Origin of the sequence: Microbacterium salitolerans, from assembly GCF_019720895.1 — a bacterium.
Classification (GTDB): domain Bacteria; phylum Actinomycetota; class Actinomycetes; order Actinomycetales; family Microbacteriaceae; genus Microbacterium.
In genome coordinates this window covers 130,081-156,688 of sequence record NZ_JAHKSH010000004.1, presented here as the reverse complement: position 1 = coordinate 156,688, position 26,608 = coordinate 130,081, and the positions used below count along the sequence as shown (strand labels likewise).

Below are 26,608 nucleotides of genomic sequence, written 5' to 3'. Positions count from 1 at the left end.
CGGGATCGGATCACTCGCCGCCGGCGAGGTCGTTGATCTCCTCGATGACCAGGTCGCCGCCCTCGGCGCGCCAGCGATCGACCTCCGCCAGCAGCTGGTCCTGCGAGAGCTGCCCCGCGATGTACTTCAGACGCGCATCCGACACGATGACGTCGAGCTGCGCCCCCTTCGAGACGTACGTCGGCGAGACGTACGGCGCAGCGGGGTTGAACACGGCGCTCTCGGTGTCGGCGGCCTCGACCTCGAGGCGCTTGTCGTACATCTCCTGCTCGTACTCCGTCGGCTGCGCGGGCCGGTAGCCCTGGAAGCCGGTGACGTTGGTGCCGAGCTGGGCGTAGGCCCCCACGGCGTCCGTGATCTCCGTCGGCGCGTCCTCGATGACGGCGGCGAGGTCGCCCTCGAGCTCGTAGGTGAGTCCCTCGATGCCGTTGTTGAGGATCTTCCCTGCTTCGGGGGTGTTCATGTCGTTCAGCACCGCGAGCACCTGGTGCAGCTGATCCTCCGTGCGCACCTTGTCGCGGGGGATCGCGAGGAAGCCGCTGTAGCCGTCGGTCGGGTGCGCGTGCAGTTCGCCGTCGGGACCGGTGAGGTTCCCCGTGATCTCGACGTACTGATCGAAGGAATCCGGATCCTGCTGCTTGAGGAGGCCGATGAGCTGGCCGGCACGCGAGTGCACGTCGACGATGATGCCGCCCTCTCCGTTGAGGAACGGCTCGTTCCACTTCGCGGAGTCGAAGGTCGCGAAGTCGGCGTTGACGACGCCGTCGTCGACGAGCTGCTTCTCGTACTCGACGGCCTCGAGCCATTCCGGCGTCGTGAAGCTCGGCACCAGCTCGCCGTCGCGCTCGGTCCAGCGGTTCCCCGCCCCGAACCAGGTCTCGATCACGTCGTAGGGGCTGTTCGAGCCGATGGCTCCGGGCCACTGGGGGATGATGAGGCCGTACGTGTCGTCCTCGCCGTTGCCGTCGGGGTCGTCGTCGGTGAAGGCTCGGGCCACCTCGGCGAGATCGTCCACCGACGTCGGCACATCGAGTCCGAGGTTGTCGAGCCAGTCCTTCCGCACGATCGCCGTCGCCCGCATCAGATCCCGCTGGCGGAAGATGCCGTACACGGTGCCGTTGACGCTCGATGCCTCCTGCACCTCCGGGAACGTGGTCGCGAGGTTCTCGTACTCGTCAAGGTGGTCGGTGAGATCCCAGAAGGCGCCGGCCTCCGCGTTCCGGACGAAGCCGGGCGTCTTGCCCTGGATCACCATCACGTGGGGGACGTCGTCGCCTGCGAGCGTGATGTTCGTGCGGTCCTCGTAGGACGAGTTCGGCACCCAGCTGATGTCGATGTCGACGCCGATCTCGTCTTCGAGAGCCGTCTCGATCTCGTTGTCCTCGGCCGGGGCGTTCGTGGAGAGGAACGGCGCCTGGATCGTGAGGGTCTCGAGCGGCCCATCGGCCGACGCGGATCCGGCGCTTCCGCCGCAGCCGGCGAGCGCGACGGCCCCCGCGGTGATTCCGGCGACGGCGCCGAATCGAGTCAGTCTCTTCATGCGAACTCCCTTGTTCATGTGCGGTGTGGGGTGGAGGGTCAGGTCTGCTCGGCGAGCACCCGGTCGTTCGCGCGGAAGAAGGCGATGCCGAGTGCGGTGTCGATCACGATGAGGGCGCCGACGGTGAGGAACGGGAGGAGGCCGGGGAGGGCGAGGGTTGCGCCGACGACGAGCGCCGCTCCGGCCAGCAGGACGAGGATGTGGGCGAGGTTGCCGCCTGCCCAGCGCATCGCCGTCGTCACGTACTGCCCGAGCGGGAGATCGTAGTGCGCGTACATCGGCGCGACGACGTGCGCGATCGCGATGACGACGATCGCCGCGGCGATCTGGAGAGCGCCCAGAGGCGAGGAGATGGTGCCCGCGGCGAACGAGCTCACGAGGGCGGCGCCGAGCAGCGCCCCGGCGACGTACAGGGGAAGCAGGACGGCGTTCGCGGTCAGAAGCTCCGCACGCCAGATCCGCGCGAAGTCGCGCAGCGCATGGATCTTCTCTCCCCGCAGCTGACGCCGGGTGAGCGCGGCAGCGGCGACCGTCGCCGGGGCGGCCCCGAACACGACGGCACCCCCGAGCGTGAACAGCCACCACAGAGCATTCATCGTGAGCACCCAGAGCACCCAGTCGCACGCGGCCTGCGCGCGCAGAGCCCACCCCGTGTGGGAGCCATCGCCCATGGGATCTCCATCGTTCCGTGCCGGAGATCCCGGGGCTCCTTCGCCTCGTGATCACCCTCGTCGGTTATCCGGCAAGCGTTTTCCGGTGAAACGTATCATAAGCCGCGAGCGCGTCACCAGAGGGTGACGTTCGGCGACGCGCACGCGAAGGGGCGTGACAGTCCGAAGACCGTCACGCCCCTCGATGAGCCGTGGTGTCAGTGCCCGGTGGGCGCGGCTGCGGATTCCTCCGGCTTCTTGATGAAGAAGGACAGCGCGACGGGCACGAGCGCGATGAACCCGGCGATGAGGAACGCCGACTGCGCGCCCGGGGCGCCCGCCTCGGGAGTCGAGAGCCCCGCGGCCTCACCTGCGTGCAGATACGAGGAGTACACCGAGATCAGCAACGCCGTTCCGGCGGCTCCCGCCACCTGCTGCAGCGTGTTGAGGGCCGCAGAACCATGCGAGTAGAGATGACGATCGAGGGATCCGAGCGACGCGGAGAACAGCGGGGTGAAGGAGCTCGCGAGCCCGAGCGACATCACGATCTGCGTCACGACGAGGAACGCGACCGGCGTATCGACCCCGGTCGTCGAGTAGACGAACATCGCCGTGGCGATCATGATCGAGCCGGGGATCAGCAGCGTGCGCGGGCCACGGGCATCGTAGATGCGTCCCATCACGGGGCCGAGCAGGCCCATGAGGATCGATCCGGGAAGCAGCACGAGCCCCGATGCCGTAGCGGAGAGCTGCGCGACGTTCTGCAGATACTGCGGGAGCAGCGAGAACGTTCCGAACATCGACAGCGCGACGACAGCCATGATGATGACCGAGAGCGTGAAGTTGCGCGAGCGGAACACTCGCAGGTCGAGGAGAGCGTCGTCCTTGCGCTGCAGCGCGATCTGACGCCAGACGAACAGTGCCAGGAAGATGGCGCCGCCGACGATCGCGACCCACGGCGTCGCACCCGCGCCAGACGACGATGCCTCGCCGCCGTGCGCGCCGCCGAACTGGCTGAGGCCGAATACGATGCCGCCGAACGCCAGGGCGGACAGGATGATCGACAGCACGTCGATGGGAGCGCGCGTCGTCTCGCCGAGGTTCGTCATCCACTTCGCGCCGAGGGCCAGCGCGACCAGTGCGATGGGCAGGACGATGCCGAAGAGCCAGCGCCAGCCGAGGCTGTCGAGCACGATGCCCGACATCGTCGGGCCGATCGCCGGGGCGAGCGACATGACGAGGCCGACACGGCCCATCATGCGGCCGCGCGAGTGCGCCGGCACGACGTTCATGATCGTCGTCATGAGCAGCGGCATCATGATTCCCGTGCCCGCGGCCTGCACGATGCGGCCGACGAGGAGGGTGAGGAAGCCCGGCGCGACGAGGCAGATCGCCGTGCCGATCGCGAACGAGATCATCGCCGCGAGGAACACCTGCCTGGTCGTGAAGCGCAGCAGCAGGTACCCCGTCGTCGGGATGACGACGGCCATCGTGAGCATGAAGGCGCTCGTGAGCCACTGCCCCTGCTCGGGAGGGATGCCCAGGACGGCGTTGAGTTCGGGGATGGCGATCGCCATCGTCGTCTCGTTGAGGATGGCGACGAAGGCCGCCACCAGCATCAGCCAGATCACCCGCATGCCCGCGGGGTCGATCGTGTCGTTGTGAGGTGCGGTCTGGCGCACGCTTCCGGTATCAGTCGTCAAGAGCACTCCGTGCAGAAAGAGGCGGATCCGCCAGGACCGGGACACCCAGTTCGTCCCGTGCAGGCAGACGTTTCAGCCTAACTGCCGGAGTGCGGCGCCTATTCCCCGATGGGGGAGGAATTCACCTGCGAGTCACAGGAATGCCGTCATCTCGGACCTGGGAGCCCGGAGGTCCATGCACGAATAAGCTCGTCGGATGAGCATGGGGCGTGGAACGGGCGGAGGTGGTCGCGGCATGCGTCCGATCGACGAGCGAGCCCAGCGCGAGCAGAACGCCCAGGCGCCCCGCGTCGAGAACCTCGGTCGCCGCGTTGTGGCCCTGTTCCGGCCGTACCGCGCGCGGATCGGCGTGACCGCCGTCCTCGTCATGCTCGGAGCCGCGCTCGGAGTGATCCCGCCCCTCATCATCCAGAGAGTCTTCGACGACGCGCTGTTTCCGGCATCGGGGGGCGTGCAGCTGTCGCTCCTCTCCTGGCTCGTCGCGCTCATGATCGGGCTGTACGTCGGCAGCGCGCTCGTCGGGATCCTGCAGACCTGGCTCACCGCGAGCGTCGGCAACCGGGTCACGGGCGACCTCCGGATCCGGATGTTCGAGCACCTGCAGTCGATGGAGCTCGGGTTCTTCACCCGCACGAAGACCGGCGTGATCCAGTCGCGCCTGCAGAACGATGTCGGCGGTGTCTCCGGGGTCCTCACGAGCACCGTCACGTCGATTCTCGGCAACACCGTGACGGTCATCGCCTCCGTCGTGGCGATGGCGCTCATCGACTGGCGGCTCACCCTCATCGCGCTCGCGATCATGCCGCCGCTGATCTTCGTGCAGCGCCGCGTCGGGCAGGTGCGCGCGCGGATCGCGTCGCAGACCCAGCAGTCGCTATCCGAGCTGACCGCGATCACGCAGGAGACCCTGAGCGTGTCGGGGATCCTGCTGTCGAAGGCGTTCAACCGGCAGCGCACCGAGTCGGGGCGCTACGCCGACGAGAATGCGAATCAGATCGCCCTTCAGGTGCGGCAGACCATGAGCGGGCAGGGCTTCTTCGCCGTCGTGCACGTGCTCATGTCGTCGGTCCCCGCGCTCATCTACCTCGCGGCCGGCGTCCTCATCGTGGGCGATGTCGGCGACATCACGGCCGGCGCGATCGTCGCCTTCACGACGGTGCAGGCGCGGCTTCTCATGCCGCTCACGAGTCTCATGCGCGTCGCGCTCGAAGTGCAGACGTCGGCGGCGCTCTTCGCCCGCATCTTCGAGTACCTCGACCTGAAGCCGGCGATCTCCGACAGGGAGGGAGCGATCTCGGCGGACGAGGCTCCGGGCCCGATGGGGCGCATCGAGTTCCGCGACGTCACCTTCCGATACCCCGATCAGACGCCGGACTCCCACCCGACGCTCGATCGGGTCTCCTTCACGGCGGAGCCCGGCCAGCAGATCGCGTTCGTCGGCCCGTCGGGCGCCGGAAAGACCACCGTGCTCTACCTGACTCCGCGCATGTACGAGGCGTCGGGCGGAGCGGTGCTGTTCGCCGGGGCCGACGTGCGCGACCTCACGGCGGAGTCGATCATCGATCACGTCGGGCTCGTCAGTCAGGAGACGTATCTCTTCCACGCCTCGATCCGCGAGAACCTGCGGTACGCGAAGCCCGACGCGACCGACGAGCAGATCGAGCGCGCCTGCCGCCAGGCGAACATCCACGACAAGATCGTGAGCTTCGACAGGGGCTACGACACGATCGCCGGCGAGCGCGGGTACCGTCTGTCCGGCGGTGAGAAGCAGCGGATCGCGATCGCTCGCGTCCTGCTGAAGGATCCGCCGATTCTGCTCCTCGACGAGGCGACGAGCGCGCTCGACACCGTGAGCGAGCGCGTCGTACAGGAGGCGATCGACGAGGCGCAGCGTGGTCGCACGACGGTGACGATCGCGCACCGTCTGTCGACCGTGATCGACGCCGACGTCATCCACGTGCTCGACGAGGGGCGCATCGCCGAGTCCGGCTCTCACGACGAGCTCATCGCCCGCGGCGGTCTCTACGCCGCGCTCGCCGCGGAGCAGCTGGCCGCCACGCGCACGATCGAGGAGTGAGCGTCCGTGGTCGCAGGGCGCGACCCGCGGCCGTGTGATCAGCCGCCCGCGAGCGGTCCGTGCGTCGCGACGTCGGCGTCGCGGTCGTACCGGTAGAGGCGCGCGGGGCGGTGTGAGCCCGTGCGCACGCCATCGGTGGGAACGAGCGCCTCGGATCCCTCGAGCAGCCGGCGGAAGTTCGACGGGTCGAGGCGGCGTCCGAGCACGGTCTCGTAGACCGCGCGGAGCTCGGCGAGGGTGAACTCATCGGGCAGCAGGGCCGCCGCGATGCGGCTGTAGGAGACCTTGTTGCGCAGCCGCCACACGGCGTAGTCGACGATGCGGTTGTGGTCGAACGCCAGCTCGGGCAGATCGTCGACGTCGAACCATTGCACGTTGCGCGGCGTCTCGGCAGCCCGCAGCTGCTGCTCGACGAGATCGGTGCGCAGCAGGGCCCAGTAGACGATCGACACGACGCGCGACGAGGGCGTGCGGTCGACCGCGCCGAAGGCGTACAGCTGCTCGAGCCAGCTCGGCGCGAGTCCGGTCGTCTCCGCGAGGGTGCGGCCTGCGGAGGCCTCGAGGCCTTCCGCGGCGTCGAGCCAGCCGCCGGGCAGCGCCCACTGTCCGAGGTGGGGATCGCGGATGCGGCGCACCAGGGGGATCATCAGGACGTCGCCGCTCTCGCGTGCGCGGAGCGAGAAGATCGCGGTCGAGACGGCGACGCGGATGGGATCGTCGGCGGCGGGAGTCACATACCGACCCTATCGACCGCCTCGGCGAGAACGCTCGCGACGCCCGCGAGATCCGCGTCGTGGTCGTGTGCGAGCGAGAAGCGGAGCGCCGTGCGGGCGGTGTCGGCGTCTTCGTGCGTGGCGAGGAGCACGTGCGACGGATCGGTGCGACCGGCCGCGCACGCGGATCCGCTCGAGGCGACGACGCCGGCGCGCTCCAGCTCGACGAGGAGGGCCTCGCCGTTCACCCCGGGGACGACGAAGCTCGCGATGTGGGGGAGGCGCGAGCGGGGGTGCCCCGTCACGCGCGCACCGGGCACGAGGCGCAGGACGTCGGCGACGAACGCGTCGCGGAGCCGGGACACGCGGGCGACGTCCGCCTCTCGCGCGCGCTCCGCGAGAGCGAGAGCCGTCGCGACGGCGACCGCACCCGCGACCGACTCGGTACCGGAGCGTCGCCCGCGCTCCTGACCGCCGCCGTGGAGCAGGGGCTCGAGAGGGATCCGCCCGCGCACCGCGAGCGCCCCCATGCCCGTCGGCGCGCCGATCTTGTGACCCGAGATCGAGACGGCGTCGGCTCCGAGATCGTCGAGAGGCAGCCAGCCTGCCGCCTGCACGGCGTCGACGTGGAGCGGCACGCGTCGCGCGCGGCACACGTCGGCGAGCGCCCTGGTGTCCTGCACGGTGCCGATCTCGTTGTTCGCGAGCTGCACCGACGCGAGAGCCGTGTCGTCGCGCAGCGCGCGGGAGAGGTCCTCGGGGCGCACGGACCCGTGGGCGTCGACCGGGAGCAGGCTCACGGAGAAGCCGTGCACGCGCTCGAGGAAGCGCACGGACGCGAGGACCGACGAGTGCTCGATCGGCGTCGTGACGAGGTGCTTCGCGCCGCGATCGGCGAGCGCCGCGAGGGCGATGCCCTTGACCGCGAGGTTGTTCGCCTCCGTGCCGCCCGACGTGAACACGACGTCGCCGCGACGCATGCCGAGGCGCGCCGCGACGGATCCGCGTGCGCGTTCGAGCGCATCTCGCGCGGCGCGCCCGAGCTCGTGCGCGCTCGAGGGATTGCCGAACTCGGTCGTGAGGAACGGCGCCATGGCGTCGAGGACCTCGCGCCGGACCGAGGTGGTCGCCGCGTTGTCGAGGTACACCGTCTACCCCACCTCGATGTCGAGCCCCAGGTCGATCGACTGGGCCTGATGCGTGAGCGCGCCGACCGAGATGACGTCGACGCCGGTGCGGGCGATCGCGGCGACCATGTCGAGGGAGACGCCGCCCGACGCCTCGACCGTGGCGCGTCCCGCGATCTGCCGGACGCCCGCCTCGAGGTCGTCGAGTGAGAAGTTGTCGAGCATGATCGTGTCGACGCCCGCGGCGAGCACGGGCTCGATCTGGTCGAGGCGGTCGACCTCGACCTCGACGTGCATCGTGTGGGGAAGAGGGCGGAACGCGGTGCGGAGCGCGGCCGTGAGGTCGCGCCCGGCCAGGACGGCGAGGTGGTTGTCCTTCGCCATGACGGCATCCGACAGGGAGAATCGGTGATTGCGCCCGCCGCCCGCCCGCACAGCCTGCCGTTCGAGCACCCTCAGCCCGGGCGTCGTCTTGCGCGTGTCGGCGATGCGCGCCGGCGTGCCCGAGACGGCGTCGACGTACCGCGACGTGAGGGCGGCGATGCCGGACATGCGCTGCACGAGATTGAGCGCGACGCGCTCGGCCGTGAGGACGCCGCGTGCCGGCCCGTCGACGCGTGCGAGCTCGTCGCCGGGTGAGAAGGAGTCGCCCTCCTGGGCCCGCAGGTGGACGTCGATGCGGGGATCCGTCTGCGCGAAGGCTTCGCGGAACGCGTCGAGCCCGCTGAGCACGCCGCCGTCGCGCGCGACGAGTCGAGCGCGTGCCCTCGTGCCCGGTGGGATGAGGGCGTCGCTCGTCACGTCGCCCCAGGGGGCGTCCTCGGCGAGCGCGTTGCGGACGATGCGGGCGACGGCGGGCTCGGTCATACGGTCTCCAGGGCGAGGGAACGGGGCGAGGAGCGGGCGTCATCGCGTACGTGTGCGCCGACCGAGGAGCGGCGTCTGCCGGCGGCCTCGACGATCGCGCTCGCGACGGCGACGAGATTCGCGTCCTCGGCGGACGTCCGCGAGTGCGGGGCGGGCAGCGTGCGCCGCCACTCGGCGAGCTGGTGCGTCGCGCGGCGCAGTCCGTCGGCGTCTCGGCGGAGGCCCGCGTGCGTCCACATGAGCTGCGCGAGCCGGTCGCGGGAGAACGTCGATGAGATGGTCGCCGTGTCCGGAGCCGGTGCGCGCGCGACGCTGCGCAGTGAGGCACGCGGGGAGGCCGCGGCCGCGCGTCCGGCCCGCGCGCCGAACACGACGCCTTCGAGGAGCGAGTTCGAGGCGAGCCGGTTGGCGCCGTGCACGCCGGTGCACGCGGCTTCGCCGGCGGCGAGGAGGCCGGGGACGCTCGTGCGGCCGTCGAGGTCTGCGGCGATGCCGCCCATGAGATAGTGCGCGGCCGGGTGCACGGGGATCGGGGCGCACGCCCAGTCGAGACCGCGATCGCGGACGGCGCGGTCGATCGTGGGGAATCGCCGCGCGAGGAAGGCGGCGCCGAGGCGGGTCGCGTCGAGCAGGACGGGCCGGCCGTCCTGGCGCATGACGACGTCGGCGATCTCGCTCGCCACGACATCGCGCGGGGCGAGATCGCCGTCGGGATGCCGGTGTCGCAGGAACGCGTGCCCCGACTCGTCGAGCAGCACCGCGCCCTCTCCGCGCACCGCCTCCGAGACGAGGAACGGCTCGCCGGCGGCGAGAACCGTCGGATGGAACTGCACGAACTCCATGTCGCGGACGCGGGCGCCGACGCGGATCGCGGCCGCGATGCCGTCGCCTGTCGCGATGGGAGGGTTCGTCGTGCGGGCGAAGACGCGCCCGGCGCCGCCGGTGGCGATCACGACGGCGTCGGCGGGGAGGACCGCACGTGCGCCCGCGTGCCCGATCGTCGCGACGCCGACGACGCCGCCGTGCGCGTCCGCGACGAGGTCGGCGAGCATCGTCTGCTCGAGCAGGGGCACGCCGGCCGCTCGGACCGCCTGCAGCAGGGCTCGCTGGATCTCGGCACCCGTCGCATCCCCTCCGGCGTGCAGGACGCGGGAGACGGAGTGCGCCCCTTCGAGGCCGCGCGCCAGCTCTCCCGTCTCGGTCCGATCGAAGTGCACGCCTCGGTCGATCAGTTCGGCGATGCGGGCGGTGCCGTCGGTGACGAGCGCGTGGACGGCGGCGGGGTCTCCGAGGCCTCCGCCGGCCCGGATCGTGTCGCGCGCGTGCAGCTCGTGCGCGTCGTCGGGGAAGACGACCCCGGCGATCCCGCCCTGTGCGACGGCCGTGTTCGAGCAGGCGGCGCGATCCTTGGTGATGACCGTCACGTCGGCGCCGGACTCCCGCGCGTGGAGGGCGGCGGTGAGCCCGGCGATGCCGCTCCCGACGACGATGACGCGGATCATGCGGGCTTCGCCGCGAGCATGCGGTCGAGCGCGACACGCGCCGGATCCGCGACCTCGGCGGTCACGGCGATGCGGTTGACGACCTCGCCGGCGACGAGCCGCTCGAGGACCCACGCGAGATATCCGGGGTGGATCCGATACATCGTCGAGCACGGGCACACCACGGGGTCGAGACAGAAGATCGTGTGCTGCGGGTGCTGGGCCGCGAGGCGCTGCACGAGGTTGATCTCGGTGCCGATCGCGAACGTCGTCGGCTCCTCGGCGCTCTCGATCGCCCGGCGGATGACGTCGGTCGAGCCCGACTCGTCGGCTGCGTCGACGACCGGCATGGGGCACTCGGGGTGCACGATCACGCGCACGCCGGGATGCTCCGCGCGCGCCTTGGCGATCTGGTCGGTCGTGAACCGGCGGTGCACGGAGCAGAATCCGTGCCACAGGATCACCCGACTGTCGACGATCTCGTCGGGAGCGGATCCGCCGAGCGCGCGAGCGGGGTTCCACATCGGCATCTGCGCGAGCGGCACCCCCATCGCCTTCGCGGTGTTGCGCCCGAGGTGCTGGTCGGGGAAGAACACCACGCGGCGCCCGCGCTCGAACGCCCACTCGAGCACGACCCGTGCGTTCGACGAGGTGCAGACGATTCCGCCGTTCCGGCCGACGAATGCCTTGATCGCAGCCGACGAGTTCATGTAGGTGACGGGAACAACCGGGACGAGACCGTCGGCGTCCTTCTGGTCGAGCGGTCCGAGCACGTCCTCGAGCTGCTCCCAGCACTCCTCGACCTGGTCGATGTCCGCCATGTCGGCCATGGAGCACCCCGCGGCCAGGTGCGGCAGGATCACACTCTGATCGGCGCCCGAGAGCAGGTCCGCCGTCTCGGCCATGAAGTGCACGCCGCAGAATACGATCGCCTCGGCCTCGGGGTGCTCGGTCGCCGCTCGCGCGAGCTGGAACGAGTCGCCCACGTAGTCGGCGTGTCGCACGACCTCGTCGCGCTGGTAGAAGTGCCCGAGCACGACGACGCGGTCCGCGAGGGTCTCCTTCGCGGCGCGGATCCGCTCGTGCAGGTCGGCGTCGGTCGCGTTGCGGTATTCGGCTGGCAGCTCGCCCTGCTGTGGGGATCCGGTGGGGAGCACATCGTCGATCGAAGCGCCGGGACCGTAGCCAGGGGCGTCATCGAACGACCACGGCGCCTGGCGCAGGTCGGAGGAGCACGACTCCGCCCGGTCGAGGACCTGGGCGACGGACGCGGTCGGCGCGGCGATCGTGACGGGCGTGGCGGCCATGTGGTGTCCTCGTGTCGTGGAAAGGTCAGAGTGACCGGAAGGTCGTGCTCAGGTTAGGTGCGAACGACCATAAGGGCAAGTGCGACCTCCCTTCGGATCGGATAGAGTCGCGGCAGACGCGGGGTGTCCCCACAGGGGACTGAGAACACACCCGATGAACCTGATCTCGTTCACACGAGCGGAGGGATGTCGATGACGATGCATGCTGTGCGCCGCGATCACGTGCACGGGCGGATCCTCGAGGCGCTGCGCGAGAGCGTTCCCCTCGTGCAGTGCCTCACGAACACGGTGGTGACGAACTTCTCCGCCAACGCGCTGCTGGCCGTGGGCGCGGCACCCGTGATGGCCGACGTGCCGGGGGAGGCGGGGGAGTGCGCGCGCGTCGCAAGCGCGGTTCTCGTGAACCTCGGGACGCCGCACGAGACGCAGCGGCGGGCGATGCGGGAAGCCGCGGAGGCTGCGCGCGCGGCGGGCACCCCGTGGGTGCTAGACCCCGTCGGTGTGGGCGCGCTCGGCCTGCGCACGCGCTTCGCCCGCGACCTGCTGGCTCTCGAGCCCGCCGCGATCCGCGGCAATGCCTCCGAGGTGCGTGCGCTCGCCGGAGAGGAGACATCCGGTCGCGGTGTCGAATCCGTCGACGACGTCGAAGCCGCGGGCCCCGCCGCCGAGCGGCTCGCGGGGGAGACCGGGGCCGTCGTCGCCGTGTCGGGGCGGAAGGATCTCATCGTCGGCGCCGGCCGGGCCGTCCGCATCGCGGGCGGAAGCGCCCTCCTCACGCGCGTGACGGGCGGCGGATGCTCCCTCGGCGCGGTGGCGGCCGCATGCATCGCCGCGGCGGACGATCCGGGGCGAGCGTTCGAGGGGACAGCGGCAGCCCATGCCCTCTACGCCGCGGCATCGGAGCGCGCGGAGGACGTCGCGCAGGGGCCGGGAAGCTTCGCCGTCGCGTTCCTGGATGCGCTCGCCGAGGTGACGCCCGACGAGCTCGCGACGGGCGATCGGACGGTCGTCGCGTGACGCGCGTGGGAGACCTCTCGACGTATCTGGTCGCCGACGCGGCCACCCTCGCGGATCGCGACGTCGCGGACGTCGTCGCTCGCGCCGTCCGAGGCGGAGTGCGGACCGTGCAGGTGCGCGGCAAGAGCGTTGCGGCGTCGCGTCTGCTCGATCTCGTCCGGGCCTGCGCGGTTGCGGTGGGTGACCGCGCGGACCTCCTCGTCAACGACCGCGTCGACGTGTTCCTCGCCGCGCGCGCGGCCGGGTTCCGCGTCGCGGGCGTGCACGTCGGGCAGAGCGACATCCCCGCGAGGAGCGTGCGGGAGGTCGTCGGCCGCGACGCGATCGTCGGGCTCAGCGCGAGCACGCCCGACCAGATCGCCGCTGCGCGCGCCCTGCCAGCCAGGACGGTCGACTATCTCGGCGTGGGCGCCGTGCGCGCCACTCCGACGAAGCCGGATCATCCGCGACCGCTCGGCTGGGACGGCGTGCGCCGTGCGGTCGAGCGCGCGGGCGGTCTCCCGTGCGTGGCGATCGGCGGCCTGGGGCCGGGAGACGCCGCACACGCACGCGCTGCGGGAGCCTCGGGCCTCGCCGTCGTGCGCGCGATCTGCCACGCGGACGACCCCGCCGCGGCGGCCCGTGCTCTGCAGCGTGAATGGACGGACGCGGCGCGGAGCGAGGTGCGCGCATGAGGGACGTGCCGAACATCCTCTCCATCGCAGGATCCGATCCGTCGGGCGGAGCGGGCATCCAGGCCGACCTCAAGACGATCCAGGCGACCGGCGGGTACGGACTGGCCGCACTCACCGCGCTGACCGCACAGAACACGCACGGCGTGCGCGGTGTCCACGTGCCGCCGCCGGCCTTCCTGCGCGATCAGCTCGACGCGATATCCGAGGACATCGAGATCGACGCCGTCAAGATCGGGATGCTCGCGACGGCCGACGTCACCGACGTCGTGACGCAGTGGATCGGATCCCTGCCGACACAGCCCGTGATCGTGCTCGACCCGGTCATGGTCGCGACCAGCGGCGACCGCCTGCTCGACGCCGCAGCCGAGCGCGCCCTCGCCGCCCTGCTCGACGCCAGCGACGTCGTCACGCCGAATCTGCCCGAGCTCGCAGCCCTCGCGGGGGAGCATGAGGCCGTCACGTGGTCGGAGGCCTGCGCGCAGGCGCGTCGCGTCGCGGAGGACCACGACGTCCTCGTGCTCGCGAAGGGCGGCCACCTGCCGGGAGATGCGTGTCCCGACGCGCTCGTGGACGCGCGGGGCGCCATCGCCGAGTTCGACGGACCGCGGATCCGCTCGACGAGCACGCACGGGACGGGCTGCTCGCTGTCCGCGGCACTGGCGTCTCTGCAGGTGCAGACGGGCGACTGGGCATCGTCCGCGCGGCTCGCTCGTCAGTGGGTTCGCGGCGCGATCGAGGGGGCGGCCGCGCTCGACGTCGGCCGCCCCGGAGGACACGGCCCCCTCGACCACGCCCACGCCCTGCGCCGCGGGAGGACGCGCCGACATCGTGTGGCGTGACGCGGCTCAGAGTACGCTGAGTCACGACAACTGAACACAGGCCTCACGACCCGCGCGGGAGAGCATCGGGCAGTGCCCGATCACCGAAGGAGCAAGCCTCCCCGCCAATCTCTCAGGTGCACATACCGCGTCGGGTCAGGCCGCTCTGAAAAGAGCAGCGCATGCAGTTCCGCGCTGCCGCCGACGGTGAAAGACGCAGTGGTGCGCGTCGAAACTCTCAGGCAGATGACAGAGGGGGAGTTCTCATCGCCTCGCACGAGGCGCCCGCCGATCCGGGAGAACTCCATGTCATCCCCTCCATCCGTCCCCCTGCGCGAGACGCCCCTCGCGGCCGCACACGAGTCAGCGGGCGCCGTCTTCACCGATTTCGGCGGCTGGCGCATGCCGGTCCGCTACGGGTCGCATCTCGACGAGCATCACGCCGTACGTCGGGCCGCCGGTCTGTTCGACATCTCCCACATGGGGGAGATCCTCGTGACCGGGACCGACGCGGGCGACTTCCTCGACTACGCGCTCGCGGGCCGTCTGTCCGCGGTTGACGTCGGGCGCGCGAAGTATTCGATGCTGCTCGCCGGCGACGGCGGCATCGTCGACGACCTCGTCAGCTACCGGCTCGGGAGCGATGAGTTCCTCGTGGTGCCGAACGCCGCGAACCGCGAGGTTGTCGCACGTGCGCTCGCCGAGCGCGCCCGTGGGTTCGACGTCGCCGTGCGCGACGTCAGCGACGACTATGCGCTCGTCGCCCTCCAGGGGCCCGCGTCGCGCCGGATCCTCGAGGCCACCGGCGACGTCACCGGCGTGGGCGTCCCCCTGGACGTCCTCCGCAACTACGCGTGGAGCGACGCGACCTTCGCCGGTTCCCTGCTCCTCATCGGCCGTACGGGGTACACGGGCGAGGACGGGTTCGAGCTGTACGTCCCCGTCGCGCACGCCCCCGCCCTCTGGCAGGCGCTCCTCGACGCCGGGGCGCCGCACGGCCTCGTTCCCGCGGGCCTCGCCGCGCGCGACACACTGCGTCTCGAAGCGGGCATGCCCCTCTACGGACACGAGCTGTCGCGCGACATCGCCCCCGTGCAGGCCGGCCTCGGCCGCATCATCCCCGCGACCAAGACGGATTTCGTCGGCGAGGCCGCAAAAGAGCCTCGCCCGGGGGCGCGCGTGCTCGTCGGCCTCGCGACCGAGGGACGCCGCGCCGGGCGCGAGGGCTACGCCGTCCTCCGCGGCGACGCCGTCGTCGGCGAGATCACCAGCGGCGCCCTCAGTCCCACGCTCGGACACCCGATCGCGATGGCGTATCTCGACCCCGACGCGGCGGATGCCGACGACCTGACCATCGACGTGCGCGGCACCCGCATCGCCGCGACCGTCACCGACCTTCCCTTCTACCGGAGCCAGACATGACCGACCTCACCGCCCTCCAGTACACCGCCGAGCACGAGTGGGTCGCCGTCGACGGCGACACCGCGACGATCGGGATCACCGACCACGCCGCCGAGCAGCTGGGCGACGTCGTGTATGTCGACATGCCCACCGTCGGAACCGTCCTCTCCGCGAACGACGTGATGGGCGAGATCGAGTCGACGAAGTCGGTCTCCGAGCTCTACGCGCCCGTCTCGGGCGAGGTCGTCGAGGTCAACGGCGACGCCGATGCGGATCCGAGCATCGTCGGCGACGACCCGTTCGGCGCCGGCTGGCTGGTCAAGGTGCGCGTCTCGGGCGAGGTGTCCGGACTCCTCGACCGCGACGCGTACGTCGCGCTCACGGGCGGCGCGGCGTGACGGCCGCGTTCGTCCGCCGCCACGTCGGGCCGTCGCCCGACGAACAGAAGCGCATGACGGCGGCGCTCGATCTGCAGGGCGCCGACTCCCTCATGGCGAGTGCGCTGCCTGCCGCCATCCGGTCCGACGGCGCGACCGACGGATCCGTCCCCGCCGTGGGCGTCAGCGAGAGCGAAGCGCTCGCCGAGCTGCGCGCCCTCGCGGCGCGGAACCGCGTGCTGTCGCCGATGATCGGCCTCGGCTACAGCGACACGGTCACCCCTGCCGTGATCCAGCGGAACGTATTCGAGAACCCCTCGTGGTACACCGCCTATACGCCGTATCAGCCCGAGATCTCGCAGGGGCGGCTCGAGGCGCTCCTGAACTTCCAGACGATGGTCGGCGACCTCACGGGGCTTCCCGTCGCGAACGCGTCGATGCTCGACGAGGCGACGAGCGTGGTCGAGGCCATGCTCCTCGCCCGTCGCGCCGTGCGCGATCAGACGTCGAGTGTCTTCGTCGTCGACGCCGATGCGCTGCCGCAGACGAAGGCCGTCCTCGCGACGCGCGCGTCGGCCGTCGGCATCGAGCTCGTCGAGTGCGACGTCGCCGCAGGAGAGGCGCTTCCCGACGCGGCGTTCGGAGTGTTCATCCAGTACCCGGGCGCGTCCGGCCGAGTGTGGGATCCGTCGCACGTGATCACGCAGGCGCACGGCGCGGGCGCACAGGCGATCGTCGCCGCCGACATCATGGCGCTGGCACTCCTCACCTCGCCGGGCGCGATGGGCGCGGACATCGTCGTGGGATCGACGCAGCGCTTCGGCGTGCCGATCGGCTTCGGCGGGCCGCACGCCGGCTACATCGCGGTTCGCCCGGGGCTCGAGCGACAGCTTCCCGGCCGTCTCGTCGGCGTCTCGAAGGACGCCGACGGCCAGCCCGCCTACCGGCTCGCTCTCCAGACGCGCGAGCAGCACATCCGTCGGGAGAGGGCGACGAGCAACATCTGCACAGCGCAGGTGCTGCTCGCCGTCATGGCGGCCATGTACGCCGTCTTCCACGGCCCGGACGGGATCCGATCGAGCGCGCAGCGGATCGCGGAGCGAGCGTCGGATCTCGCCGACGCGCTCGCCGCGGGCGGTCACGACATCGTGCACGACGCGTTCTTCGACACGATCCGCGTGCGGGTTCCCGGCCAGGCAGAAGGCGTCGTCGAGAAGGCGCGCCAGGCGGGCGTGCTCCTGCACCTCGTCGATCCCGACACGGTCGGCATCTCGGTCGGCGAGGCGACGACCGACGCCGATCTCACGGCGGTCGCGGATGCCTTCGGAGCGACGCCCGGAGGGAGCGCCGGCGATTCGCTGCTCCGGATCCCGAAGAGCCTTCGCCGCACCGACGACTACCTCACGCACCCCGTCTTCCACGAGCACCGCTCCGAGACGGCCATGATGCGCTACCTCAAGCGCCTCGCCGACAAGGACTACGCGCTCGATCGCGGCATGATCCCGCTCGGCTCCTGCACGATGAAGCTCAATCCGGCCGCCGCCATGCAGGCGACGAGCTGGCCCGAGTTCAGCAGGATCCACCCGTTCGCGCCGCGGGACACCGTCGAGGGGTACCTCGAGCTCATCGCCCAGCTCGAGTCCTGGCTCGCCGATCTCACGGGCTACGACGCCGTGTCGCTGCAGCCCAACGCCGGGTCCCAGGGCGAGCTCGCGGGCCTCCTGGCGATCCGCCGCTACCACGCGTCGCGGCGCGACGACGGGCGCGACGTCTGTCTCATCCCGTCATCGGCGCACGGCACGAACGCCTCGTCGGCGGTGCTCGCCGGCCTGCGTGTCGTGGTCATCGCCTGCGACGACGCGGGCAACGTCGACCTCGCCGACCTGCGCAGCAAGATCGACGAGCACGCCGCGGACCTCGCGGCGCTGATGATCACGTACCCGTCGACGCACGGGGTGTTCGAGCACGACATCCTCGACATCACGGCCGCCGTGCACGACGCGGGCGGACAGGTCTACATCGACGGCGCCAACCTCAACGCGCTCCTCGGCCACGCGCGCTTCGGAGACATCGGCGGCGACGTCTCCCACCTCAACCTGCACAAGACGTTCGCGATCCCGCACGGCGGCGGCGGGCCCGGTGTCGGCCCGGTCGCGGCGAAGGGGCACCTCGCGGAGTTCCTGCCCTCGCACGACGAGGCGCAGATCCCCCGCGACGGGATCGGTCCGGTCTCGGCGGCTCCGTACGGCTCGCCGAGCATCCTCCCGATCACATGGGCGTACATCCGCATGCTCGGGCTCGAGGGGCTGACGGCGGCGACCGACGGCGCCGTGCTGAACGCGAACTACGTCGCCTCGCGGCTCGCGGAGTCCTTCCCGATCCTGTACACCGGCGAGGGCGGCCACGTCGCGCACGAGTGCATCATCGATCTGCGCCCGCTGAGAGCGGAGACCGGCGTCACCGTCGACGACATCGCGAAGCGCCTCGTCGACTACGGCTTCCACTCGCCGACGATGTCGTTCCCTGTCGCGGGAACGCTCATGGTCGAGCCGACGGAGTCCGAGGACCGTGCCGAGCTGGACCGGTTCTGCGACGCGATGATCCGGATCCGCGCCGAGGCTCAGCAGGTCGCGGCGGGGGAGTGGCAGGCGGAGGACAACCCCCTCGTGAACGCCCCCCACACGGCCGCGTCGATCGCCGCGGCCGACTGGGCCCATCCGTACTCGCGTGAGGAGGCGGTGTTCCCGACGGGGCCGACCGGCAAGTACTGGCCCCCGGTGCGCCGCATCGACCAGGCCTACGGCGACCGCAACCTCGTCTGCGCCTGCCCGCCTCCGGAGGCGTTCGCGTAGGCGATCGCCCACGTCCACAGGTCTCCGCCGATTCGGCAGCTGTTCGCCGCGGACTCGGCGGAGACCTGTGGACCAGCGCGTCGGCTACACGTCCGCGACGAGGCGCTTGCCGGTCACCCCCACCGACTCCCGCGTATAGGCGCGGGCGTCGTAGAACGCGAAGACCGACTCGTTGTCCGAGCGCACCATCAGCTGCACCTTCGGGCAGCCGAGTGCCGCGAGCCGCCGCTCCGCCTCAGCGACGAGCGCGGATCCGATGCCTTCGCCGCGCCGCGACGGATCCGCCGCGAGGTAGTACAGCCAGCCGCGATGTCCGTCGTAGCCGGCCATGACGGACCCGACGATCTCCTCGCCCGCCTCGGCGACGAGAAGGAGGTCGGGCCAGACGGCGCGCGCCCGCGCGATGTCGGCGCGCGGATCGTTCCACGGCCGGGTGAGCCCCGTGGCCTCCCACAGAGCGACGACCGGTTCGACGTCCGCGTCGGTCAGGGGCGGATCGAGAGGGTCATCGGATCCGCGCCTCGAGACCGCGGCGGACGGCGGGCCACTCGGCGTCGATGATCGAGTACACGACGGTGTCACGGAGGTGCCCGTCGGGCATGATCCGGTGGTTGCGCAGCACGCCGTCCTGCTTCGCGCCCAGACGCTCGATCGCCGCGCGCCACAGCTCGCCGTCGGCGACCACGCCCGCGAGATCGTGGGCGTGGGCATGCGCGAGCGGCTCGAGGCGCACGCGGTCGTTCTGCAGCACGGGTGTCGATGCGTAGCTCACTCCACGAGCGTAGTGGCGGGCGGTTCGCGGTCGACGCGCTGACATAGGCTCGACGCATGGCGACTCCCGATTTCATCCTGCGTCTGCGCGAGAAGGTCGGGACCGAGCTGCTCTGGCTCATCGGCGTCACGGCCGTCGTCGTGAAGGGCGACGAGGTGCTCCTCGTCGAACGGGCAGACAACGGCAAGGTGACCCCGGTCACGGGGATCGTGGATCCGGGGGAGGATCCGGCCGTCGCCGCGGTGCGCGAGGTCGCCGAGGAGGCCGGCATCGACGCGGTCGCCGAGGCCCTCGTCTGGGTGCGCGCGCTGCCGCCCATGACGCATGTGAACGGCGACCGTGCCCAGTACCTCGACATCGTCGTGCGGTGCGCGGCACACGGCGGCGATCCGCATCCCGTCGACGGCGAGAACACGCGGGCGTGGTGGTGCCCGGTCGGCGCGCTCGACGACGCGGGGCTGAACGATGACATGCGCGAGCGGATCCGCGAGGCGCTCGCGCACGACGGGACGGCGAGGTTCGAGCGGTGATCGACGACGAGGCGAAGCAGATCCACGTGAGCGCGGTCGTTCTGCGCCACCCCGCGACGCGGCACGTGCTCACGGTGCGCAAGCGCGGGACCCACAGGTTCATGCAGCCGGGCGGGAAGCCCGATCCCGGCGAGAGCGCCGTCGACGCGGCGATCCGGGAGATCCGCGAGGAACTCGACGTCGAGCTGGACCCGACTCGGATGCGCCTGCTGGGCGTCTTCGAGGCGCCCGCCGCGAATGAGGGCGGCTATGCGGTGCGGGGCACGGTGTTCACGCACCCGCCGGTCGACGTCACGTCGCCCGCGGCCGAGATCGAGGAGATCCGGTGGGCCGACGACGCGCAGCCGCTGGGCGACGAGTTCGCCCCGCTCATGACGACGCGGATCCTCCCGGCTCTTCGTGCCGCGGGGCTGTAGGCCCTACGGCAGGAACGGCGCCGCGAGGGGATACCCGACGAACGCGACCGTGTCGAGCAGGGTGTGCGCGATGACGAGCGGCATGACGCGGCGCCAGCGCAGGTACACCCAGCCGAACACGAGGCCCATGACGAGGTTGCCGAGCGCCATGGCCGGGCCCTGGTACAGGTGGTACAGCCCGCGGAGGACGGCGATCGCGACGAGGATCCGCCAGGGACGCCATTCGAGATCCGTCAGGCGCTCGACGAGGTAGCCGTTCAGGATGACCTCTTCGAGCACCCCCGCACGGACCGCTGAGAAGAGCAGCAGCGGCACAGTCCACCACGCCGCGTCGAGGGGCGCCGCCTCGACCTGCAGGGTGAGACCGGCGAGGCGGCTGATCCCGTACAGCGCGAGTCCGGGGATGCCGATGCCGGCGAGCAGAACGACGGCGACTCCGACATCGCGCCGGAATCGCGAGAAGTCGAGCCCGATCCGCCGCAGCGCGCTCCGTCCCGGCTCCCACAGCAGGAAGATGACGAGAGCCACGAGAGCGAGATCGAACACGACGTCGCTTACGCGGTAGATCGCGTCCCAGATCGCCTCGTCGGCGCGCGCGGGATTGAGCGCGGTCGTCTGATCGGCGATGGCCTCGTCGCGCGTGAGCGAGCGCACGTACGAGAGCACGGCGTACAGGGCCGACTGTCCGATCGACAGCGCGAGGACGATGCCGATCTCCCAGGCGAGGCGCGTGCGCGAGGGCGAGATGGTCACGGGCTTCAGCGTGCCACAGCGGATGAGGGGAGCCGTCATCCGCCAGACACATGATGAGCAGATTGCGCAGTCGCACGGAAGCTGGATAAAGCCTGTGTAACGGTTATCCAAAACATTTGTCGCAATCCGTCCGACCGCCTAAAGTCGCTCTCCAATCCGCACCCGTCACAGCACGACACCGCGGACGCGACAAATACCCTTTGATCAAGGAGCACACGTGAAGCGCAACAAGCTCACCCTCACGGGCGCGGCCGTTCTCGGCGTCGGGGCGATCGCCCTCGCCGGCTGCGGCTCGAGCGACAGCGGCAGCGGCGACGACGACGCGGGCTCGGGCAGCGGCCCCGAGTTCGGCATCGCCTTCAACGCCGACGGCGGCCACCAGGCCTGGGTCGACGCCGTGACCAACAACCTCGAGGGCACGCTCGGGATCAACGCGGTGGCGAACTCGTTCCCCGACTTCGCCAGCATGCGCGATGAGATCACCAACCGCACGATCGACGGTGCGTTCCGGTCCGGATGGCAGGCAGACTATCCGGGGCTCTACAACTTCCTCGGCCCGCTGTATGCGACGAACGCCGGGTCGAACGACGGTGACTACTCCTCCGAGGATTTCGACTCCCTCATCGCGGAGGGCATCGGAACCGAGGATCCCGCGGCGGCGAACGAGTTCTACACGCAGGCGCAGGAGGTCCTCCTGCAGGACCTGCCGGCGATCCCCCTGTGGTACCAGAACGTCGTCGCCGGCTGGAGCGAGAACGTCGAGAACGTGCAGATCGACTGGCACTCCGTGCCGATCTTCCACGAGATCACGAAGGCCGAGGGCGGCCAGATCACGGTCAACGGCTCGGAGCCGCAGAATCCGCTCATCCCGACGAGCACGAACGAGGTCGGCGGCGGCAAGATCCTCGACGCGATGTTCGCCGGCCTCGTCTCCTACCAGGCAGACGGATCCGTGCAGAACGACGTTGCCGAGGAGATCACGGTCGATTCGCCGACGCAGCTCACGGTGAAGATCCGCGAGGGCCTCATGTTCACGAACGGCGAAGAGGTCACGGCCGACAACTTCATCAAGGCGTGGAACTACGGCGCCGAGCAGGAGAACGCGCAGCTGTCCCAGTACTTCTTCGAGGACATCGAGGGCTTCGAGAACGTCCCCGAGGAGGAGATCTACGGTGCGCAGGGCGACGGACTCTCCGGCCTGAACCAGGTCGACGACTACACGTTCGAGATCACGCTCAACAAGCCGGCCTCCGACTTCGCGCAGCGCCTCGGCTACTCGGCGTACTACCCGCTTCCCGATGTCGCGTTCGAGGACATGGAGGCCTTCGGCGAGAACCCGATCGGCAACGGTCCGTACATGCCGAACGGCGAGGGCGCCTGGACGCATGACGAGCAGATGGACCTCGTCGCCAACCCCGACTACGACGGCGTTCGCACTCCCGACAACGAGGGCATCCTCGTGAAGTTCTACGCGTCGCAGGACGCCGCCTACGCGGACCTTCTGTCGAACAACCTCGACGTGCTCGACCAGCTGCCGGACTCGGCGTTCGAGAAGTACGAGGAGGAGCTCGGCGATCGTTCGGTGAACCAGCCCGCGGCGATCTTCCAGTCGTTCACGATCCCGCAGGAGATGGAGCACTTCTCCGGCGAGGAGGGCAAGCTGCGCCGCCAGGCGATCTCGATGGCGATCGACCGCGAGTCGATCACCGACGTGATCTTCCAGGGCACGCGCACGCCCGCGAGCGACTTCACGTCGCCGGTCATCGACGGCTGGAGCGACGACCTCGAGGGCGGCGAGGTCCTCGAGTACGACCCCGAGAAGGCCATGGAACTGTGGGAAGAGGCCAACGAGATCAGCCCCTGGGAGTGATCTGACCTCGACGACCGACCGCTGATACGAGGCGGTGGCGCATCTGCCACCGCCTCGTATCGTGTCGGAATCCTACGATTCAGTAAGGAGGCGCGAGGGTGGGCTATTACATCCTCCGACGGGTCCTGCAGGTGATCCCCGTGTTCCTCGGGGCGACCCTCCTGATCTACTTCATGGTCTTCGCCATGCCGGGTGATCCGGTCGCCGCGATGTTCGGCGACAAGCAGCCGCCCGAGGCGCAGCTGCAGATCATCCGAGACCGATACATGCTCGACGAGCCGTTCATCGTGCAGTATCTGAACTACCTCAGCGGGATCCTGCGGCTCGACTTCGGCGTCGGCTACAACGGGCAGCCCGTCATCGAGACGCTCGCCCGGACGTTCCCCGTGACGCTGCGACTCGCGGTCGAGGCGGTCGTGATGGCCTTCGGCCTCGCGATCATCATCGGCGTCGCGTCGGCGATCTTCAAGAACACCTGGTTCGACCACGCGATGCTCATCATCGCGCTGGTGTTCGTGGCCGTCCCCGTGTTCGTCGTCGGCTTCACGTTCCAGTTCTTCTTCGGCGTGCAGCTCGGCTGGTTCAGTCCGACCGTCGGGTCGGACAACGGCTGGAGCGGACTGATACTTCCGGCGATCACGCTCGCGCTCAGCATCTACGCCTCGAGCATGCGGCTGACGCGCGCCTCGACGATCGAGACGCTCGGTCAGGACTGGGTGCGCACCGCCTATGGAAAAGGTCTGTCGCGCCGTCGCGTGATCCCGGTTCACGTGCTCCGCAACTCGCTGATCCCGATGGTGACCGACACCGGCACGCAGTTCGGCATCCTCATGGTCGGCGCGACCGTCACGGAGGCGATCTTCAACGTGCCCGGTGTGGGGAACACGCTCTATCAGGCGATCCTGCGCCACGAGACCCCGACGATCGTGTCGTTCGTGACGATCTTCGTGGTCGTCTACGTGCTGCTGAACCTGCTGATCGACCTGCTCTACGGTCTGCTCGACCCGAGGATCCGCTATGTCTGACCACACACATTTCGTCGCTCCCGTGAAGGATGCGGATGTCGTCGTCGACCAGGTGCGTGTCGACGAGAAGCGCAGCAACCTCTGGCTCGACGCCTGGCGCGATATGCGCGGCCGCCCCCTGTTCTGGGTGTCGCTCGTCGTCGCGGCGCTGGTCGTCGTGATGGCCGCGTTCCCGTCGCTGTTCACGAACATCTCGCCCTCGGGCGGAGCATGCAACCTCGCCGACAGCAACGGCGGCCCGTCGCGAGGGCATCCGCTCGGATTCACCCGTCAGGGCTGCGACATCTGGACGCGCATCGCCTGGGGCGCACGCACGTCGATCGTCGTGGGCCTGCTCGCGACGCTCATCGGCACGTCGATCGGACTCGTGATGGGCTCGCTTGCGGCCTTCTACGGTGGGTTCCTCGACTCCGTGCTCTCGCGCGTCGGCGATATCTTCTTCACCATCCCCTACGTGATCGCCGCGATCGTCGTGATGACGGTCATGCCGTCCGATCAGCGCACGATGCTCGTCCTCGCGTTCGCGATCGGCGGGTTCTCCTGGGCGTCGACGGCGCGCATCGTGCGCGCGGAGATCCTGCGCGTCAAGCAGTTCGATTTCGTCATGGCGTCGATCGCCCTCGGGATGCACCGCTTCAAGACGCTCGTCGTCCACGTGCTGCCGAACGCGATGGCACCCGTCATCGTCGTCGCGACCATCAGCCTCGGTCACGCGATCGTGGCGGAGTCGACTCTCGCGTTCCTCGGTATCGGACTCAACGACACGATCTCGTGGGGCGCCGACATCGGCGAGGCGCAGACGACGATCCGCACCGCGCCCATGGCGCTGTTCTGGCCGTCGCTCGCGCTCACGTGCACGGTGCTGGCATTCATCACGCTGGGCGAAGTCTTCCGAGACGCCCTCGATCCGAAGGCGAGGGCTGAGCGATGAGCGAGCCACTTCTGAGCGTCCGCGGCCTGCGCATCGCGTTCGGGCGCGGAAAGAAGCAGACGGAGGTCGTGCACGGCATCGATCTCGACGTGTTCGAAGGCGAGACGGTTGCGATCGTCGGGGAGTCGGGATCCGGCAAGTCGACGACGGCCACGGCGATCATCGACCTCCTGCCCGGCACCGGTCAGGTGACCGGCGGATCCGTGACGCTCGACGGCACGGAGCTCACCTCCGTCTCGCGCGGGCGGATGGAGCAGATCCGCGGTCGCGAGATCGGGTACGTCCCGCAGGATCCGATGTCGAACCTCAACCCCGTGTGGTCGATCGGCTTCCAGGTCAAGGAGACGGTGCGCGCGAACGGTCTCGCCTCGAGCCGCAAGGACGTGCACGCCCGCACGGTCGAGGTGCTGAAGCAGGCGGGTCTCGACGACGCCGAGCGTCGCCTGCACCAGTACCCGCACCAGTTCTCGGGAGGCATGCGCCAGCGTGCGCTGATCAGCATCGGCCTCGCGGCCGACCCGAAGCTGCTGATCGCCGACGAGCCGACGAGCGCGCTTGACGTCACGGTGCAGCGAGTGATCCTCGATCACCTCGCATCGCTGACGCGTGAGAAGGGCACCTCGGTGCTCTTCATCACGCACGACCTCGGCCTCGCGGCCGATCGCGCCGACCGGATCATCGTGATGAACCGCGGCGAGATCGTCGAGTCGGGCCCGAGTCGCGCCATCCTCGAGGATCCGCGGCACCCGTACACGCAGCGCCTCGTCGCGGCGGCGCCGAGCCTGGCGTCGAAGCGGATCCAGGCGAGCATCGTCGAGAGCGACGCGCAGGTCGCGACGTCCACCATCCGTGAGACGCCGCCCGTCGTCGAGGTCGTGGATCTCGTGAAGGACTACAAGATCCGCACGGGCGGCATGCGCAGCGTGCCGTTCCGCGCCGTCGACAACGTGTCGTTCCAGATCCCGAAGGGCAAGACGCTCGCTCTCGTGGGCGAGTCGGGATCGGGCAAGTCGACCGTCGCGAAGATGCTCCTGCAGCTCGAGAAGCCGACGAGCGGATCCGTGCAGATCGAGGGGCGCGACACCACGCAGATGTCGCGTCGCGACGTGTTCGCGCTCCGCGGCCGCATGCAGCCGGTGTTCCAGGATCCGTACGGTTCTCTGGATCCCATGCGGTCGATCGGCGCGCTCATCTCGGAGCCGCTCAAGATCCATGGCGTGGGGGACGGCTCGTCGCGTCGCGAGCGCGTGTTCGAGCTCCTCGAGCAGGTCGCGCTCCCGCGAGAGCTGGCGTGGCGCTACCCGAACGAGCTCTCGGGCGGCCAGCGTCAGCGCATCGCGATCGCGCGCGCCCTCGCTCTCAAGCCGTCGATCGTCATCCTCGACGAGGCGGTGTCGGCGCTCGACGTGCTCGTGCAGGACCAGATCCTGCAGCTGCTCGCCGATCTGCAGTCGGAGCTCGACCTGACGTACCTGTTCATCACCCACGACCTCGCCGTCGTGCGCGTCGCGGCCGACCTGGTCACGGTGATGGAGAAGGGACGTGTCGTCGAGCAGGGGTCTGTCGACCGCGTGTTCCAGGATCCCGACCAGGAGTACACGCGTCGCCTGCTCGACGCGATTCCCGGCCGCGATGTGACGCTCGGCGCCTGACGCAACCTCATCCGCGGGGCGTCCTTCCGATGGGGAGGGCGCCCAGCGTCGTCTT

General features: G+C 70.0%; 23 protein-coding genes, 1 pseudogene and 2 riboswitches. Of the genes and pseudogenes, 13 read left to right on the top strand and 11 right to left on the bottom strand.

What is annotated here, in order from left to right; translation table 11 throughout:
- Positions 1–10: 10 nt before the first annotated feature.
- From KOL93_RS10320 to KOL93_RS10310, 3 genes are all read right to left on the bottom strand, one after another.
- Positions 11–1,540, bottom strand: a complete 1,530-nt coding sequence (locus KOL93_RS10320; RefSeq protein ID WP_260406449.1) for an extracellular solute-binding protein — start codon at positions 1,538–1,540, stop codon at positions 11–13.
- Positions 1,541–1,578: 38 nt separating this feature from the next.
- Positions 1,579–2,211, bottom strand: coding sequence for a YesL family protein (locus KOL93_RS10315; RefSeq protein WP_221585273.1), 633 nt, complete (start codon positions 2,209–2,211; stop codon positions 1,579–1,581).
- A gap of 197 nt (positions 2,212–2,408) precedes the next feature.
- Positions 2,409–3,827, bottom strand: coding sequence for an MDR family MFS transporter (locus KOL93_RS10310; RefSeq protein ID WP_221585605.1), 1,419 nt, complete (start codon positions 3,825–3,827; stop codon positions 2,409–2,411).
- A 268-nt stretch (positions 3,828–4,095) separates the two neighbouring features.
- Between KOL93_RS10310 and KOL93_RS10305 the strand changes: the two genes are divergently transcribed.
- Positions 4,096–5,970 (top strand): ABC transporter ATP-binding protein, encoded by a 1,875-nt coding sequence (locus tag KOL93_RS10305; protein ID WP_221585604.1) that lies wholly within the window; start codon positions 4,096–4,098, stop codon positions 5,968–5,970.
- A 38-nt stretch (positions 5,971–6,008) separates the two neighbouring features.
- Here KOL93_RS10305 and KOL93_RS10300 read toward each other — a convergent pair whose 3' ends face one another.
- Genes KOL93_RS10300 through nadA form a run of 5 tightly spaced genes read right to left on the bottom strand, consistent with a single transcriptional unit; the run spans position 6,009 to position 11,465 of the window.
- Complete coding sequence (locus KOL93_RS10300) at positions 6,009–6,704, bottom strand: NUDIX hydrolase (protein WP_221585272.1); 696 nt, start codon at positions 6,702–6,704, stop codon at positions 6,009–6,011.
- On the bottom strand, positions 6,701–7,831 hold the full coding sequence (locus KOL93_RS10295; RefSeq protein ID WP_221585271.1) for a cysteine desulfurase family protein: 1,131 nt from the start codon (positions 7,829–7,831) through the stop codon (positions 6,701–6,703). The genes KOL93_RS10300 and KOL93_RS10295 overlap by 4 nt, the downstream gene beginning before the upstream one ends.
- Positions 7,832–7,834: 3 nt before the next feature.
- Positions 7,835–8,677 (bottom strand): carboxylating nicotinate-nucleotide diphosphorylase, encoded by an 843-nt coding sequence (gene nadC, locus KOL93_RS10290; RefSeq protein WP_221585270.1) that lies wholly within the window; start codon positions 8,675–8,677, stop codon positions 7,835–7,837.
- The gene (gene nadB / locus KOL93_RS10285) at positions 8,674–10,179 is read right to left on the bottom strand and encodes an L-aspartate oxidase (protein WP_221585269.1); all 1,506 of its coding nucleotides are present in this window, start codon (positions 10,177–10,179) and stop codon (positions 8,674–8,676) included. Before nadB ends, nadC begins: the two co-directional genes overlap by 4 nt.
- On the bottom strand, positions 10,176–11,465 hold the full coding sequence (gene nadA, locus KOL93_RS10280) for a quinolinate synthase NadA (RefSeq protein WP_221585268.1): 1,290 nt from the start codon (positions 11,463–11,465) through the stop codon (positions 10,176–10,178). Before nadA ends, nadB begins: the two co-directional genes overlap by 4 nt.
- A 109-nt stretch (positions 11,466–11,574) precedes the next feature.
- A riboswitch (TPP riboswitch) is annotated at positions 11,575–11,669 on the top strand.
- On the opposite strand from nadA, the gene thiM reads away from it, so the two are divergent.
- The 6 genes from thiM (at position 11,658) to gcvP (ending at position 18,604) form a co-directional block, all read left to right on the top strand.
- Positions 11,658–12,482, top strand: coding sequence for a hydroxyethylthiazole kinase (thiM, locus tag KOL93_RS10275; protein ID WP_260406443.1), 825 nt, complete (start codon positions 11,658–11,660; stop codon positions 12,480–12,482). It overlaps the preceding riboswitch by 12 nt.
- Complete coding sequence (gene thiE, locus KOL93_RS10270) at positions 12,479–13,156, top strand: thiamine phosphate synthase (RefSeq protein ID WP_308291613.1); 678 nt, start codon at positions 12,479–12,481, stop codon at positions 13,154–13,156. The genes thiM and thiE overlap by 4 nt, the downstream gene beginning before the upstream one ends.
- The gene (gene thiD / locus KOL93_RS10265) at positions 13,153–13,995 is read left to right on the top strand and encodes a bifunctional hydroxymethylpyrimidine kinase/phosphomethylpyrimidine kinase (RefSeq protein ID WP_260406442.1); all 843 of its coding nucleotides are present in this window, start codon (positions 13,153–13,155) and stop codon (positions 13,993–13,995) included. The genes thiE and thiD overlap by 4 nt, the downstream gene beginning before the upstream one ends.
- Before the next feature lie 45 nt (positions 13,996–14,040).
- Positions 14,041–14,133: riboswitch (glycine riboswitch) on the top strand.
- Between the two features lie 147 nt (positions 14,134–14,280).
- Entirely contained in the window at positions 14,281–15,396 is a 1,116-nt protein-coding gene (gcvT, locus tag KOL93_RS10260) for a glycine cleavage system aminomethyltransferase GcvT (RefSeq protein WP_221585265.1), read from the top strand.
- A complete protein-coding gene (gcvH, locus tag KOL93_RS10255) occupies positions 15,393–15,773 on the top strand; it encodes a glycine cleavage system protein GcvH (protein ID WP_221585264.1) in 381 nt (126 codons plus the stop codon). Before gcvT ends, gcvH begins: the two co-directional genes overlap by 4 nt.
- A gap of 53 nt (positions 15,774–15,826) precedes the next feature.
- Positions 15,827–18,604: an aminomethyl-transferring glycine dehydrogenase gene (gene gcvP / locus KOL93_RS10250; protein ID WP_221585602.1), complete on the top strand. Its 2,778-nt coding sequence runs from the start codon at positions 15,827–15,829 to the stop codon at positions 18,602–18,604.
- 84 nt (positions 18,605–18,688) lie between these two features.
- On the opposite strand, the gene KOL93_RS10245 is transcribed toward gcvP, so the two are convergent.
- Complete coding sequence (locus tag KOL93_RS10245; protein WP_221585601.1) at positions 18,689–19,093, bottom strand: GNAT family acetyltransferase; 405 nt, start codon at positions 19,091–19,093, stop codon at positions 18,689–18,691.
- A gap of 16 nt (positions 19,094–19,109) precedes the next feature.
- Positions 19,110–19,265 (bottom strand): annotated as a pseudogene (locus KOL93_RS16205) (GNAT family N-acetyltransferase); the annotation flags it as partial.
- A 167-nt stretch (positions 19,266–19,432) separates the two neighbouring features.
- Between KOL93_RS16205 and KOL93_RS10235 the strand changes: the two are divergent.
- Together KOL93_RS10235 and KOL93_RS10230 are read left to right on the top strand one after the other, a co-directional pair.
- Entirely contained in the window at positions 19,433–19,906 is a 474-nt protein-coding gene (locus tag KOL93_RS10235) for an NUDIX hydrolase (protein ID WP_221585262.1), read from the top strand.
- Positions 19,903–20,322 carry an NUDIX hydrolase gene (locus tag KOL93_RS10230; protein ID WP_221585261.1) on the top strand — a complete coding sequence of 140 codons (420 nt, stop codon included), beginning with the start codon at positions 19,903–19,905 and terminating at the stop codon, positions 20,320–20,322. Before KOL93_RS10235 ends, KOL93_RS10230 begins: the two co-directional genes overlap by 4 nt.
- 3 nt (positions 20,323–20,325) lie before the next feature.
- Here the strand turns inward: KOL93_RS10230 and KOL93_RS10225 are convergent, their stop codons facing one another.
- On the bottom strand, positions 20,326–21,075 hold the full coding sequence (locus KOL93_RS10225) for a CPBP family intramembrane glutamic endopeptidase (protein ID WP_308291611.1): 750 nt from the start codon (positions 21,073–21,075) through the stop codon (positions 20,326–20,328).
- 217 nt (positions 21,076–21,292) lie between these two features.
- On the opposite strand from KOL93_RS10225, the gene KOL93_RS16365 reads away from it, so the two are divergent.
- The 4 genes from KOL93_RS16365 to KOL93_RS10205 all read left to right on the top strand — a co-directional run bounded on the left by KOL93_RS16365 (position 21,293) and on the right by KOL93_RS10205 (position 26,553).
- Positions 21,293–22,945 carry an ABC transporter substrate-binding protein gene (locus KOL93_RS16365; protein ID WP_308291610.1) on the top strand — a complete coding sequence of 551 codons (1,653 nt, stop codon included), beginning with the start codon at positions 21,293–21,295 and terminating at the stop codon, positions 22,943–22,945.
- 98 nt (positions 22,946–23,043) lie between these two features.
- Positions 23,044–23,970 (top strand): ABC transporter permease, encoded by a 927-nt coding sequence (locus KOL93_RS10215; RefSeq protein WP_221585259.1) that lies wholly within the window; start codon positions 23,044–23,046, stop codon positions 23,968–23,970.
- Positions 23,963–24,901, top strand: coding sequence for an ABC transporter permease (locus KOL93_RS10210; RefSeq protein ID WP_221585258.1), 939 nt, complete (start codon positions 23,963–23,965; stop codon positions 24,899–24,901). The genes KOL93_RS10215 and KOL93_RS10210 overlap by 8 nt, the downstream gene beginning before the upstream one ends.
- The gene (locus tag KOL93_RS10205; protein WP_221585257.1) at positions 24,898–26,553 is read left to right on the top strand and encodes a dipeptide ABC transporter ATP-binding protein; all 1,656 of its coding nucleotides are present in this window, start codon (positions 24,898–24,900) and stop codon (positions 26,551–26,553) included. Before KOL93_RS10210 ends, KOL93_RS10205 begins: the two co-directional genes overlap by 4 nt.
- Positions 26,554–26,608: the final 55 nt, after the last annotated feature.

Excerpts from the sequence above, each read along its gene's own strand:
- KOL93_RS10320 (WP_260406449.1), bottom strand. The coding sequence starts at position 1,540 with ATGAAGAGACTGACTCGATTCGGCGCCGTCGCCGGAATCACCGCGGGG.
- KOL93_RS10315 (WP_221585273.1), bottom strand. The coding sequence starts at position 2,211 with ATGGGCGATGGCTCCCACACGGGGTGGGCTCTGCGCGCGCAGGCCGCG.
- KOL93_RS10310 (WP_221585605.1), bottom strand. The coding sequence starts at position 3,827 with ATGCGGGTGATCTGGCTGATGCTGGTGGCGGCCTTCGTCGCCATCCTC.
- KOL93_RS10305 (WP_221585604.1), top strand. The coding sequence starts at position 4,096 with ATGGGGCGTGGAACGGGCGGAGGTGGTCGCGGCATGCGTCCGATCGAC.
- nadC (WP_221585270.1), bottom strand. The coding sequence starts at position 8,677 with ATGACCGAGCCCGCCGTCGCCCGCATCGTCCGCAACGCGCTCGCCGAG.
- nadB (WP_221585269.1), bottom strand. The coding sequence starts at position 10,179 with ATGATCCGCGTCATCGTCGTCGGGAGCGGCATCGCCGGGCTCACCGCC.
- nadA (WP_221585268.1), bottom strand. The coding sequence starts at position 11,465 with ATGGCCGCCACGCCCGTCACGATCGCCGCGCCGACCGCGTCCGTCGCC.
- thiM (WP_260406443.1), top strand. The coding sequence starts at position 11,658 with ATGACGATGCATGCTGTGCGCCGCGATCACGTGCACGGGCGGATCCTC.
- thiD (WP_260406442.1), top strand. The coding sequence starts at position 13,153 with ATGAGGGACGTGCCGAACATCCTCTCCATCGCAGGATCCGATCCGTCG.
- gcvT (WP_221585265.1), top strand. The coding sequence starts at position 14,281 with ATGTCATCCCCTCCATCCGTCCCCCTGCGCGAGACGCCCCTCGCGGCC.
- gcvH (WP_221585264.1), top strand. The coding sequence starts at position 15,393 with ATGACCGACCTCACCGCCCTCCAGTACACCGCCGAGCACGAGTGGGTC.
- gcvP (WP_221585602.1), top strand. The coding sequence starts at position 15,827 with ATGACGGCGGCGCTCGATCTGCAGGGCGCCGACTCCCTCATGGCGAGT.
- KOL93_RS10235 (WP_221585262.1), top strand. The coding sequence starts at position 19,433 with ATGGCGACTCCCGATTTCATCCTGCGTCTGCGCGAGAAGGTCGGGACC.
- KOL93_RS10210 (WP_221585258.1), top strand. The coding sequence starts at position 23,963 with ATGTCTGACCACACACATTTCGTCGCTCCCGTGAAGGATGCGGATGTC.
- KOL93_RS10205 (WP_221585257.1), top strand. The coding sequence starts at position 24,898 with ATGAGCGAGCCACTTCTGAGCGTCCGCGGCCTGCGCATCGCGTTCGGG.